Origin of the sequence: Shewanella baltica (genome assembly GCF_900456975.1) — a bacterium.
In the GTDB taxonomy this organism is placed as follows: Bacteria; Pseudomonadota; Gammaproteobacteria; order Enterobacterales; family Shewanellaceae; genus Shewanella; species Shewanella baltica.
Genome location: NZ_UGYM01000002.1, coordinates 4,190,935 through 4,203,336, shown reverse-complemented (window position 1 = coordinate 4,203,336; position 12,402 = coordinate 4,190,935). Strand labels below are relative to the sequence as shown.

Sequence of the window (12,402 nt, the reverse complement as noted above, 5' to 3'; positions counted from 1 at the left end):
TTAATTAGTCTTGGATTTCGCTGCGTAGATATTTAAACAGCTCTTTAGATGATTTTGATTCTGGACCTTTGGCCAGTTCTTTGGTCGCTTGACGCACCAAAGTACGCAGTTTTTGTCTGTCTAATTGCGGATAATGCTCAACTAAGGTTTGAATTTCAGCATCACCTTGGCTGAGTAAGCGTTCACGCATTTTTTCGAACATCTGCAACTTCGCAGTTTCGTTGTTGTTTTTATTCAACACGATAGCGAGTGAAGCCTTAATAGGCTCGATATCAAAATTACGCATCAATTTGCCGATATACTGCATGTGGCGACGATACGCCTCAGTATTAACCTTGATTTTGCGTGTTTGCAGGATAGCGTCGTACAAAAACTCATCCAGCTCGATTTTATCTAGCTGAGTCTTGCTCAGTGAAACAAGCTCCATACCGACTTTTTGCACGGCTTCGCTATCACGCTTGTCCGTTGTTTTACTGCTGACATAATCTTCATCTATGTCGTAGGGCTGTTTAAAATGTTCTGAATCACCAACAATCTTCATATAGATAAAACCTCAAGTAAATAACTGGCTAATAATAACATCTCCAGCCAAAAATCGCCTAGGTGAATGTGTTGAAACAAAGACCAGAGCCCTTTTGCACCTTAGCCTAGTATTGAGCTGCGACTCAATGTTACGCTAATAATTAATGTGAATGGGATTTGTGTTTGTTATGCTAGCGTCATTGCCGACAACGAAAGAGTAGCTTTGTGTCTTTGAACAGAATCGATAGTGAATTGGGCGCGCTGAAAGATGCGGTGGCCGTGGCGCTGGAATATGCCAACAAATTAGGAACGAACGCTGCCGAAGTGGCGATCAGTAAACAACAAGGTTTGTCGGTTTCTACCCGTTTAAAAGAAGTTGAAACCGTTGAATTTAATAAAGATGGTGCCTTAGGCATTACGGTTTACCGCGATGGTTGCAAGGGCAGTTCATCAACGTCGGATTTAAGTCCAGAGGCCATCGCCTTAGCGGTGAAAGCGGCTGACGATATTGCCCGTTACACTTCGCCCGATCCTTTCAGTGGTCTTGCCGATAAAGCCTTGATGGCAACTCAGATCCGCGATCTTCAGCTGTATTATCCACAAGATATTTCCCCCGATGAGTTAGCCCAACTGGCGATCCGCGCCGAAACTGCGGCACTCGATGCCGATCCGCGCATTAATAATTCCGACGGCGCCAGTGCCAATGCCCACACTGCGGTTAAAGTGTATGGCAACAGCCACGGTTTCTTAAACGGGTATTGCAGCTCGCGTTATAGCTTAAGTTGCAGCGTGATCGGTGAAGATAGCGAAGGCAATATGCAACGGGATTACGATTACACTATCGCCCGTAAATTCAGCGAGATGCTTGCGCCTGAAACCGTCGGTTTAAAAACAGCCGAGAAGACAGTCAGTCGCCTCGGTGCGCGTAAGATTGCGACAACGCGTTTACCTATTTTATTGGCTCCAGATATCGCCACAGGGTTAATCGGCCACTTTATCGGTGCTATCAGCGGCGGCAGTTTATACCGTAAATCCAGTTTCTTATTGGATTCGATCAACACCCAAATCTTCCCCGATTGGTTCAATATTGAAGAACAGCCGCATTTACTGGGCGCACTGGCGAGCGCGAACTACGACAGCGAAGGCGTGTCGACTCAAGATAGACGTATCATCGATCGCGGCATGTTAGAAACCTATTTGCTGACCAGCTACTCGGCGCGCAAGTTAGGCTTAACCAACACGGGTCATGCGGGCGGTATCTATAACTGGACCCTTGGCCACACAGGCCAAACCTTCGACGAATTGGTAAAAGACATGGGCACAGGTTTGATTGTGACCGAAGTTATGGGCCAAGGTGTGAACATGGTAACGGGCGATTATTCCCGTGGTGCGGCAGGTTTCTACGTTGAAAACGGTGAGATCCAATATCCAGTGGAAGAGATCACTATCGCGGGTAACTTAAAAGAGATGTTCCGTGGCGTGCAAGCCGTGAGTAAGGATTTTGATTTGCGCTCATCGATTCGTACCGGCGGCATCTTGTTATCTGAAATGAAGATTGCGGGTAACTAATCCATAGTCTCACTCATTCAGCCGTGCTGCATAGCGCTTAAGTCGTCTCAGCGTTTTAGTGCCAGTGCTTTAGCGTCAGTAACATGAATATGGTTTGAGCATAAAAAAGGGCAAGCGATTAATCACTTAATCTGCTTGCCCTTTTTGTTTAACGCGCCGATTAGGGCTATTCGCCCTAATCAGCGGTATCGTCACAAATCCATGCCGTTAAAAATCAGTCGTTAAAACGCATAGCTTGCGCTGAGTTCGAACGAGCGACCTGCACCGGCAATCTGCTTAAAGCCATTGGTATTATCGGCCTTAAATTCCGCTACACTCACACCGCCTAGTGGCAGCTCATAGTAGCTGTCGAATAGGTTATTCACCGCGAAGGTGACAGTCAGATCCTGCCATTTCATGCTGCTGTTTAAGTTAAGCAAGGAGTAGCTATCGGTTTCATTTTCAAGGCGGCGGTCATCCACGCGATCTTTGGTCGCAACCCATTGCCATGAAAGACTATTTTCCCAGTTACCGAGTTGATGTTGCAGTGCCAGCTCGGTTTGCAGCGGCTTGATTTGATATAAAGGCTCATTGCCTTCATCTCGCTCACCACGGGTCACATTTACTTTGCCTAACACTTGCCATTTACCTGTGCTGGTTTCGGCAAACTGATAGAGCGCATTAAAACGTGCACCATAGAGATTGGCATCTAAGTTAGTGAATTGAAGAATATTGCGTTTGCCATCAGCTGAGCTAGTGCGACTGAAGCTACCAATCACTTCGGCATCGATATAGTCAGTCACCGCTGTGTACCAAGCTGTGGTCGAGACTTGCCAGCTATCACCGTTATATTTGTAGGCTGCGCTCAGGGTGTGGGCAGTTTCTGGCTTTAGATCTGGATTACCCACATAACCATTACCATCGCCATACCAACCTATCATAGTGGTTGCCATAGTGCCGCGGCCCCAACTGTAACGCTCGTACAGATTCGGTGCACGATTCTTGCGGGCTAAACCAAACTCAAGTTGTTGATTGGTCGATAATTGATAGCGAGCCAGTAAAGTGGCGTCAATCAGATCATCATTACGCTCTGTGTCCATCTCGTTAAAGGCCTGCGCCGCAGCGGCATCCATATTCGGCATGCCCATCATTGGCGCTCCTATCATAGAGCTAGGGCTATAAGCTTGGACTTCACCGGTATTGGTGGTGACATACTCAAAGCGAACACCCGCCGATAACCACCAGCTTGGACTCAAATCTTGCTGCCATTCGCCATAAACGGCGGCGCGACGACGTTCGCCATCATTGATGTTGATGTAATCATTCGGCGCCATCATAGTGCCTGGCACCGCAGGCCACACATCGTCGAGGTGGTAGCTATAGAATTCTTGGCCGACCAGTAAGGTACTGTCATCGCCCATTGGCAAGCGCCAGTGCAGTTGATAGCTGTAGTCATCGCCTTCTGTGTTCATCGGCATCTTGCCGGTTTTTTCTGGGGTGAAAAAGCCCATCTCGTGTTTCACGCCGTGCCAATTGAATTGGGCGCTGAACTCGCCGTCATCGTCGAGTTTAAGTTGATAATGGGCGAGGGCACCGTAACTCTTGTTATCCGTCATATCCATGTATTGGTTAGCAAAACCTTGAAATGGAATATTCTGATGGGTCAGTTTGATGGCGACTTGTTGAGTCTCATCGCGCCATGCGGCGGTCAATGCATGGTTTTGTGCGCGGTACAGGGTATCGATGACTTTATCGCCATTGCCATCTTTATAGCTGTTGGCATCTTCATAGGCGCCTTGATAGCTTAGGCTGATATTTTTGCTGGCAACTGTGGCATTGGTGCCCAGTAGCAAGGTATCACTCACGCTGCGGTATCCCGTTGAGATATCGCCGTTATTCCACTTGATGCTATCGCTTTCGCCAAATTTAGGATTAAGGCTGCTGACTTTGATCACACCCGCGATATTGTCGCCACCCGCGCTGACTGGCGATACACCCGCAATCACTTCGGCTGTGGTGACTTGATTGGCGGAAATATAGGACAGCGGTGGATTCATTTGATTGGCGCAGGAAGCTGTAATGTCCGCACCATCAACTAACACTTTAATGCGATCGCCCATCATGCCATTGAGAATAGGCAGAGCTGATACGCCACCCGCTTCGGAGAAATCTACTCCTTGTCCTTTCAGCAGGTTTTCAGCCGAACCTAGCGTGTTGCGGTTTTCGGTCTGTTGGCCGTGGACTTCTAAGCGTTCAATATTGGCTAATTCGCTGTCATCGGCCATTGCCTGTGGCGCTAGCGATAAGCCCATGGCGATTGCGAGGGATGAGGAAATTACTGAAGTTTTAAACGGGTGAGATAAATACGCAGAATTTGCAGCCATCTTATTGTCTTCCATTCACTTGGATTAATTGCGCTGCATTATAAAGAGCATCTATGAGTGACAGGTGCGGCATATTGTCGCAGAGGGCAACAAAGCGGGTTAAAAACAGAATTGAGCTTGAGCAGAAGGTAAATTCCTCGCACTTGAATCACTTAGGCCATGATTTTCTTTGACTCTTTAAACATTGTGCTCATCAATCATCGATAAGCACATCAATGGAATCCTGCTTTATCGGCCGTTAGAGGAGGCGTGAGTTTTTAAGACTTGAGCTAACCAAAATACTTGCTATACAGCCGCTGAGTTTCGCCTTGGGAATCCATGGCAGCGAGTGCTTTGGCAAACTGGAAAGCTTTAGAATCAGGCGCTAACACTGTGGGATTATTGTCTGGGCTGATGGGGTTTTCGGCGCGATAGTTAGGGTTGTGCCTACCGCGGTAGTGGCGGCTTTTTTTAGAGAAGCCGAGGTACATTTCCTGCGCTGATTGGCAGCAGTTATAGTGGAGTTTGAACTGAGTGGGGTCGCGATCGTTAAGGTAATAATGCAGTGTGGTTTGATCGTAGATGAAAAAATCCCCTTGGTTAGTAAGCAAATAATCCAAGGCTTTAGACACATTGAGTTCAGGCGGTTTACGTACTTGTATTTTGTCCGGCAGGCCGCCAAAGTCGTAACTGCCGGGGGCGATTAAGAGGGTCATCTTGTTGTTGACCAACTGCTCAATCGAGCGAATATCGGCGGCCCCCGCACGGCTAATGCCTATGGCGCGTTCTGAAAGTCCATTAGGGATAAAATGCGCGTATTTAGCCCGATCTTCGGTGAAGTTAAGCCCGGGATAAAAGTCGATATTGCCGAGCTTGAGATCCCGCAGTATGCGTAATTTAGGTGCGCGCACTACATTGAGTTTGCAGCCAATCTTGTCCGCTGCCGCTTGATAAAGGTCGTGATAAAATCCCGTGTTATTGGGCTCATCTTCAATAAAAGGTAAGCGTTCGCTGGTGCGATACCCCATGGTAATCACGCAGGCGTCTGAACTGGAAAAGGCATTGGCGAGCGGGGCTTGAAGCGTCATCAGCAAGAGCAGTGCGCCGAGCCAAGGTTGAGCGACTAAGGTGGATTTCAAATTGATCTCCTTATCTGTCGATTACAAAGTGTAACCTGAGTGCCAATAAAGGTTATGGCAAAATCCGTAAACTAATCTTAAAATTCATTAACTAAATCTTATTGATTATTAAGCTTAATATATTATTTTTGTTTGAATAATCTATCATACTTTCCTACTAGTCAACGCCATTTTTTATGTTGGAGTGCACAAACTCTGTACATCTGATTTGATTGCGTTATAGTTTGCGCTGTTAGGCCATGGGCTTAACTTTCATTAAGCAGTGAGGCATAAAATGACTAAGCAAAAACCGCAAAATATGACCTTAGAACACGAAAGTGGCCGAGGCACCATTACCGACAACGCACTTAAAGCGTTAGTGACGAGTCCCCTGTTTAGGACCCGCACCGAGAAAGCCAAAAAGGGCAAAGGGTCATATGACCGTAAGGCACAAAACCGAAAGGGGCATCAGCACAAGGGCGATGCCCCTTTTGACTTTCTACGTCTGAGCTTTTGTTAATCTGTTGTTTCCCCTGTTTTAGCCTGCTTGCTTTAGTCCCTCGTTAGTCCTGCCCGTTACTGCTACTTCGCCAGCCTCAACATCCGTCTTTACGCTTAAATCAGCCTTATTGTCGATAGTCGCTTTCCTTCTGAGAGCTTAGCTTGGAATGAATTGGTACTTTTACCCTGAGCGAGTATGGTGAACGCTTAGAGGGTTTTAGCGAAGGAGATGCGCATGGCACAGCAATATCGAATCGAACACGACACTATGGGTGAGATAAAAGTCCCCGCAGACTGTTATTGGGGCGCGCAAACCGAGCGTTCACGGCAGCACTTTCGTATCGGTGTCGAAGCGTCAATGCCGATTGAAGTGATCCATGCATTTGGTTATCTCAAAAAGGCCGCCGCCATCACCAATCAACAACTCGGCACTTTGACTCAAGCTAAAGCCCAACTGATTGCCCAAGTGTGCGATGAGCTGATTGCGGGCGAACTCGATACGCAATTTCCCTTGGTGATTTGGCAAACGGGCTCGGGCACGCAAACCAATATGAACGTCAATGAGGTGATCGCCTATCGCGGCCATGTGCTCTCAGGTGGGCAACTCACCGATGCGGTTAAATGTTTACATCCCAATGACGATGTTAATCGCTCGCAATCTTCCAACGATACTTTTCCCACCGCCATGCACATTGCCGCCTATCGTCAAGCCGTTGAGCTGGTTTTGCCCTGCATGAAGTCACTACAGCAGAGCTTGCAGCACAAGGCCGAGGAGTTTGCGCACCTAGTTAAAATCGGCCGCACGCATTTTATGGATGCGACACCGTTAACCTTAGGCCAAGAGTTTTCGGGTTACGCCGCGCAATTAAGTCATGGTATCGAAGGCATTGAGCACAGTCTCAAGCGGGTGGCCGAGTTAGCCTTAGGTGCGACCGCCGTGGGCACTGGGCTGAATACGCATAAGGATTACGCCGTTAAGGTGGCGGACAATATCGCAAAGCTCACAGGCTTGCCCTTAGTGACGGCGCCGAATAAGTTTGCCGCCCTTGCTGCCCACGATGAATTAGTCGCCCTGTCGGCGGCCTATAAAGTGGCGGCGGTCAGTTTAATGAAGATCGCAAATGATATTAGGATGTTAGGTTCTGGCCCGCGCTGCGGCATCGCTGAGTTATTCCTGCCTGAAAATGAACCGGGTTCGTCGATCATGCCGGGCAAAGTCAACCCGACTCAGGTTGAGGCCATGACTATGGTGTGCGCGCAAGTCATGGGCAATGATGTCGCCGTTAGCATTGGCGGCAGCAATGGTCAGTTTGAGCTCAATGTATTTAAGCCAATGATCATCGCCAATGTGCTGCAATCGGGGCGCTTATTGGGGGATGCTTGTCAGTCGTTTAACGATCACTGCGTGGTCGGCATAGTGGCGAACGAGCCGCAGATAGCTAAGCATGTGGAAAACTCACTCATGCTAGTGACGGCGCTGAATCAACATATCGGTTATGAAAAGGCCGCTAAGATCGCCAAAAAAGCCCATAGCGAACACAAGACACTGCGCCAAGCGGCATTAGAACTTGAGTTTGTCACGGCAGAAGAGTTCGAGCTTTGGGTCGATGCCAATAAGATGTTAGGGCCAGATGCTTAATGCTTAATTCATAACGTCTCAGCCTAGCTGCTGATAAATGAGCGGAAATGAGGCGGGCAATGAATTAAGATTGTGAGCCAAGATAATGAAAAGAAACAGTGTGATGAGATAGTGAGAAGAAATAGTGTGATGAGATAGTGAGGTGAAACAGTGGAGTAAGAATGCTGAAGCATTCGCAGTGTTAATGCTTACGAAATGTTAAAAACAAAAAGCGAACCAGAGGTTCGCTTTTTGAGTCATAGCCTGTCCTGTATCAGAACGGCTTAGTCTTGGGTGTCAGCGTCTACTACTTCAGCCCACAGATCGTGTTCGTCTGAATGGGTGATGCGAGCACGAACCAACATGCCTGGTTCCAGCTCAGTTTCACCATTGATAAACACCATACCGTCGATTTCTGGTGCATCGGCGAAGCTGCGGCCAATGGCGCCTTCTTCGTCAACATCGTCAATCAGAATGTCTAAGGTACGGCCAACGAAACGGGCTAAACGCTCGGCGCTGATCTCGGCTTGGACTTCCATAAATCTGTGGTATCTGTCTTCTTTAACATCTTCGCTGATAAGCTCGGTGATGGTGTTGGCGACAGCGCCATCGACTTCTGAATACTTAAAGCAACCGACGCGATCAAGACGTGCTTCTTTTAAGAAATCGAGCAGGATTTGGAAATCCTCTTCGGTTTCACCTGGGAAGCCGACGATGAAGGTTGAGCGGATCACTAGATCGGGGCAGATTTCACGCCAGCGTTGAATCGCTTCTAACTGACGGTCAACACGGCCTGGACGCTTCATCATCTTCAGGATACGTGGGCTTGCATGCTGCATTGGAATATCCAAATACGGCAGGATCAAACCTTCGGCCATCAGTGGGATCAAATCGTCAACCCATGGGTATGGATAGATATAATGCAGACGCACCCAAGCGCCCATTTTACCCAGTTGGCGCGCTAGGCTAGTAATGTCTTGCTTGACTGGCATACCGTTCCAAAAATCGGTACGACCGCCTTTGTCTTTGCCGTAGGCCGAGGTATCTTGGCTGACGACTAAAATTTCTTGTACGCCTGATTCCACTAAACGCTTAGCTTCATCTAAGATGCTGCCCGCTGGGCGGCTGTCGAGATCGCCACGTAGTGAAGGAATAATGCAGAAAGTACAACGGTTGTCGCAACCTTCTGAAATCTTTAAATAAGCGTAATGCTTAGGCGTTAACTTAACCCCAGTTTGTGGGATTAATGACGTGAAAGGGTTGTGTTCTGGCTTAGGCACATATTTGTGAACGTGCTTCAACACGGCTTCATAGCTGTGTGGGCCAGTGATTTCTAACACATCTGGATGTACTTCGCGGATTTGGTTTTCTTTGGCGCCAAGGCAGCCAGTTACGATCACTTTGCCGTTTTCTTCTAAGGCTTCACGCACAGCGTCCAGAGATTCTTCAACCGCAGCATCGATAAAGCCGCAGGTGTTGACGATAACCAGATCGGCATTGGCGTAGCTGTTAGTCACTTCGTAGCCGTCGATGCGTAACTGAGTCAGAATACGCTCTGAATCCACGAGGTTTTTTGGGCAGCCCAAAGACACAAAACCGATGCGATTCCCAGTGGTAACAGCATTAGTGCTTGCTGCTTCTAATGTTTTTACTGGGATATCAAGCGTGGTCGTTTGCTTGGGTTTAAAAGTTTCAACTGTCATGGTTTCTCGCTGAGGTTAGAGCAGCCTTAAAAAAGTTGGCGGATTATACCTGATGTGGTTAAAAGGTACAGTAGCTTTGGCTGAAAAGTGTACAACTGGGGCGCTGAATATGCCAGTTAACCCTAAGGCCTATTTTGAGTGTGGATATAGAAATATCCGCTAGAGATCCGCAGCCGAACTCATAGAGATAAAAAGAGCTAAATATTTTTCAGAAAAATTAACCCTTTTTAAAATCCGCCGCGTTTATAGCGAGCAAGAGACAGTTTGTTGATGCTGTTACATATTGGTACAGGTATTGGCACTTTTTACTGATAGCCTAAGCGCTAAATAAGCGACACAGTCGTGTTAGCCGTCTCGTTTTGAATATGCGTTCTATTTGAAGTGGTTTAGCTATAAGCACATTATTTTGGAGTAAGTTATGAAAAATTCTCTTTTAGCGGTATTGGTAGCGGGTGGTCTTTTTTCGAGTGCGTTTATGGCACCAGCAGTACTCGCCGCGGAGGTCGATTTCCCCCACATTGAAACCATGGGTGTCAGCCAAATCCAAGTCGAGCCCGATATGGCGGATGTGAATGTGGAAGTGGTCGTGACCGAAAAAACCGCTAAAGCCGCCAAAGATAATTCCGATGCCGCCGTGGCTAAGTTTATCGCCCGTCTCACCGCAGCGGGTGTGACTAAAGATCAGATCCAGAGCGCGAATTTAAATCTTCAACCGCAATACGTCTATGTGCAGGATAAAGCGCCAGAGCTGACGGGTTATACTGCCAGTCGCCAAATTACCGTGACGGTAACAGACTTAAGCCGCTTGAATGCTATTTTAGATTCTGCCTTAGAAGAGGGCATGAATCGGGTCAATAACATCGCCCTTAAGTCGAGCAAAGAAGCTGAATACGTCGCCAAAGCACGTCAAGCCGCGATTGTGGATGCCAAACAAAAAGCCGAATCTTTGGCTAAAGGCTTTGGTGAAAATCTCGGTAAGATTTGGCAGATCCGTTATTACGATCAACGCCCTGTGCAACCTGTCATGTTGCGTATGAGCGCTAAAGCCGATGCCATGGGCGCCGCCGAGAGTTATCAATATGGTCAAGTGAGCATAGAAGATAGAGTTGAAGTGATTTATAAACTGAAGTAAATCAGTCAGAGGCATATGGTGATGGATGAAGCTCCTATTGGGATTCATCCATTTTTTTATGCCGTTTACAATCGTTTTATATTTTTGGAAATAGCATTCTTCACTCTATATGTGATGGATTTTATTAGGATGATGAACAGTAAAAACTGGCAAATTTAAGTATTTATCCTCACACTAGTAAGGTGATGTTAAGGAGGCCGTTTATGGATTTCCCCGCTCGAATAAAGCAGCAAACATGCATGGATTGCTTAAGTGGTAAGTCATTAGGATTTGAAATTCGCATGGCATTTCAACCTATCATTCATTGGCCCAGCCGTGAGATTAGCGGTTATGAAGCCCTTGTTAGAGGTCCCGAAGGTGAAGGGGCCGCGTGGGTGTTTGCGCGAATTAACGATAGCAACAAGTACTATTTTGATCAGGCTTGCCGGGTTAAAGCGATAGAAACCGCTTCAAAGTTGGGACTCGATAAGATGCTCAGTATCAACTTTCTGCCCAATGCTGTGTATAACCCTGAAACCTGTATTCGCGCGACGATTGAAGCCGCCGACATGTATGGGTTTGATATCCACAAAATTATGTTCGAAGTGACAGAGGGTGAGCAAATTGTCGATCGGGCGAAATTAGTCCGCATCTTCGAGAGTTATGCTAAGCGTGGTTTTATCACCGCAATCGATGATTTTGGCAGTGGTTTTGCTGATTTAAGTTGGTTGGATGCCCTGCGTCCCCGAGTGCTAAAACTCGACATGACCTTGATCCGTGATATCGATGCCGATAAAGAAAAACAGCTGGCGGTGGATGAAATACTGCGTATTTGCCTAGAGCTTAATACCAGAGTTTTGGCCGAAGGCGTTGAAACCGAAGGTGAACTGAATTATCTCGCTGGAATTGGGATTGAGTATTTTCAGGGTTATTACTTTGCTAAACCTAAGCTCGAACATTTAAGCACCTATGAAGAGCTGAACTTTCATGCACCATAGCCGCGCTCGTTCAACATCTTAAACTACTTGGTTATTCTTCTGCTTTGTGCGTTTACCATCGAATCTAAAATATTTAATTAACAGACACTTGCCTGCACGTTAAGTGCGGCGAGTGTGTCTGTGCCTGTCAGTAAAAACGACAAACGCGATGATGGCTTAGTTTCAATTGGGGCGGATATTTGAATCGCCGCTCTTACCCTTGCGGGGTTAGCGCCGCTAAAAGGTGGTGATATCGACACATCTGACTAAGCTTACTCTGACTCAAACAAAGGAGGTGTTATGAAACAATTTACAGCTTTAACCCTATTGGTATCTTGTTCCCTGCTGCTTGCTAGCCCAGTATTTGCCCACGGTGAAATCGGTGAACCCTCGGATGGCGCCAAGGGAATGGCGGGTGCCATGGGCACCATAGAATTTAAACCCTCAGATTGGCAAGAGAATAAACAGAGCTGGTGGAAGGACAGTGATGGTGTTGCACCCGGTGTTGCAGGTTGCCATGTCGGCACCGATGCACAAGGTGTGCCTAATGGCAGAATGTTTGGCGAGGCGTGTTTGCCCGATGGCTTATTAGTCGAATCCAATCCCGGCAAAGATGTGATACACGGTCACAGTGACGACTTAGGTCATCCTGATACCTTTGACTGTAATGCTTGGTGTGTTGGCGAAGGCAAAACTGCGGGTATGTGTGAAGTGGCCGCTGCGCCGCCTTGCGAGCAATCCGCGAGATGCGCCTGCAAGTAGTTAATTGCGAGTGTGAGCTCGATGTGTGTTGTGAGTTCACTGCGATTTCATTTCTTTAGCTAACATATTCTTCTGCTGGTGATTATTGAGCTTAGCGCCTCTCCTACCCAACATACTTATTTGAATCCTTGAGTGCATAATTGGCCGCTTTAGCTTTAGCCGTACTGAGCTGTGGGGCA

The 12,402-nt window shown here is 47.4% G+C and carries 11 protein-coding genes; 6 read left to right on the top strand and 5 right to left on the bottom strand.

Features of this window, described 5'->3' with window-relative positions; translation table 11 throughout:
• Positions 1-4 precede the first annotated feature (4 nt).
• The gene (gene yjgA / locus DYH48_RS18775) at positions 5-541 is read right to left on the bottom strand and encodes a ribosome biogenesis factor YjgA (protein WP_006083240.1); all 537 of its coding nucleotides are present in this window, start codon (positions 539-541) and stop codon (positions 5-7) included.
• Positions 542-747: 206 nt separating this feature from the next.
• Here yjgA and pmbA point away from each other — a divergent pair, with 206 nt between their 5' ends.
• Positions 748-2,091, top strand: coding sequence for a metalloprotease PmbA (gene pmbA, locus DYH48_RS18770; protein WP_115335612.1), 1,344 nt, complete (start codon positions 748-750; stop codon positions 2,089-2,091).
• A 221-nt stretch (positions 2,092-2,312) separates the two neighbouring features.
• Here the strand turns inward: pmbA and DYH48_RS18765 are convergent, their stop codons facing one another.
• Positions 2,313-4,454, bottom strand: coding sequence for a TonB-dependent receptor (locus DYH48_RS18765; protein ID WP_115335611.1), 2,142 nt, complete (start codon positions 4,452-4,454; stop codon positions 2,313-2,315).
• A 269-nt stretch (positions 4,455-4,723) separates the two neighbouring features.
• Entirely contained in the window at positions 4,724-5,572 is an 849-nt protein-coding gene (locus DYH48_RS18760) for a substrate-binding periplasmic protein (protein WP_115335610.1), read from the bottom strand.
• Positions 5,573-5,846: 274 nt separating this feature from the next.
• Between DYH48_RS18760 and DYH48_RS18755 the strand changes: the two genes are divergently transcribed.
• Together DYH48_RS18755 and fumC are read left to right on the top strand one after the other, a co-directional pair.
• Complete coding sequence (locus tag DYH48_RS18755; RefSeq protein ID WP_006083236.1) at positions 5,847-6,071, top strand: ribosome alternative rescue factor ArfA; 225 nt, start codon at positions 5,847-5,849, stop codon at positions 6,069-6,071.
• A gap of 216 nt (positions 6,072-6,287) precedes the next feature.
• Positions 6,288-7,691, top strand: coding sequence for a class II fumarate hydratase (gene fumC, locus DYH48_RS18750; protein WP_115335609.1), 1,404 nt, complete (start codon positions 6,288-6,290; stop codon positions 7,689-7,691).
• A 263-nt stretch (positions 7,692-7,954) separates the two neighbouring features.
• On the opposite strand, the gene rimO is transcribed toward fumC, so the two are convergent.
• Positions 7,955-9,373, bottom strand: a complete 1,419-nt coding sequence (gene rimO / locus DYH48_RS18745; protein ID WP_115335608.1) for a 30S ribosomal protein S12 methylthiotransferase RimO — start codon at positions 9,371-9,373, stop codon at positions 7,955-7,957.
• Positions 9,374-9,791: 418 nt separating this feature from the next.
• Here rimO and DYH48_RS18740 point away from each other — a divergent pair, with 418 nt between their 5' ends.
• Positions 9,792-10,505, top strand: coding sequence for an oxidative stress defense protein (locus tag DYH48_RS18740; RefSeq protein WP_115335607.1), 714 nt, complete (start codon positions 9,792-9,794; stop codon positions 10,503-10,505).
• A gap of 203 nt (positions 10,506-10,708) precedes the next feature.
• On the top strand, positions 10,709-11,482 hold the full coding sequence (locus DYH48_RS18735; RefSeq protein ID WP_115335606.1) for an EAL domain-containing protein: 774 nt from the start codon (positions 10,709-10,711) through the stop codon (positions 11,480-11,482).
• 77 nt (positions 11,483-11,559) lie between these two features.
• Here DYH48_RS18735 and DYH48_RS23760 read toward each other — a convergent pair whose 3' ends face one another.
• Positions 11,560-11,721 carry a hypothetical protein gene (locus DYH48_RS23760; RefSeq protein WP_157600308.1) on the bottom strand — a complete coding sequence of 54 codons (162 nt, stop codon included), beginning with the start codon at positions 11,719-11,721 and terminating at the stop codon, positions 11,560-11,562.
• 40 nt (positions 11,722-11,761) lie between these two features.
• Between DYH48_RS23760 and DYH48_RS18730 the strand changes: the two genes are divergently transcribed.
• Positions 11,762-12,223 carry a hypothetical protein gene (locus DYH48_RS18730; protein ID WP_006087020.1) on the top strand — a complete coding sequence of 154 codons (462 nt, stop codon included), beginning with the start codon at positions 11,762-11,764 and terminating at the stop codon, positions 12,221-12,223.
• The last annotated feature ends 179 nt before the right edge of the window (positions 12,224-12,402 follow it).

What these genes read in the sequence shown, in the direction of transcription:
- yjgA (WP_006083240.1), bottom strand. Translation starts at nt 541, where the DNA reads ATGAAGATTGTTGGTGATTCAGAACATTTTAAACAGCCCTACGACATA.
- DYH48_RS18765 (WP_115335611.1), bottom strand. Translation starts at nt 4,454, where the DNA reads ATGGCTGCAAATTCTGCGTATTTATCTCACCCGTTTAAAACTTCAGTA.
- DYH48_RS18755 (WP_006083236.1), top strand. Translation starts at nt 5,847, where the DNA reads ATGACTAAGCAAAAACCGCAAAATATGACCTTAGAACACGAAAGTGGC.
- fumC (WP_115335609.1), top strand. Translation starts at nt 6,288, where the DNA reads ATGGCACAGCAATATCGAATCGAACACGACACTATGGGTGAGATAAAA.
- rimO (WP_115335608.1), bottom strand. Translation starts at nt 9,373, where the DNA reads ATGACAGTTGAAACTTTTAAACCCAAGCAAACGACCACGCTTGATATC.
- DYH48_RS18740 (WP_115335607.1), top strand. Translation starts at nt 9,792, where the DNA reads ATGAAAAATTCTCTTTTAGCGGTATTGGTAGCGGGTGGTCTTTTTTCG.
- DYH48_RS18735 (WP_115335606.1), top strand. Translation starts at nt 10,709, where the DNA reads ATGGATTTCCCCGCTCGAATAAAGCAGCAAACATGCATGGATTGCTTA.
- DYH48_RS18730 (WP_006087020.1), top strand. Translation starts at nt 11,762, where the DNA reads ATGAAACAATTTACAGCTTTAACCCTATTGGTATCTTGTTCCCTGCTG.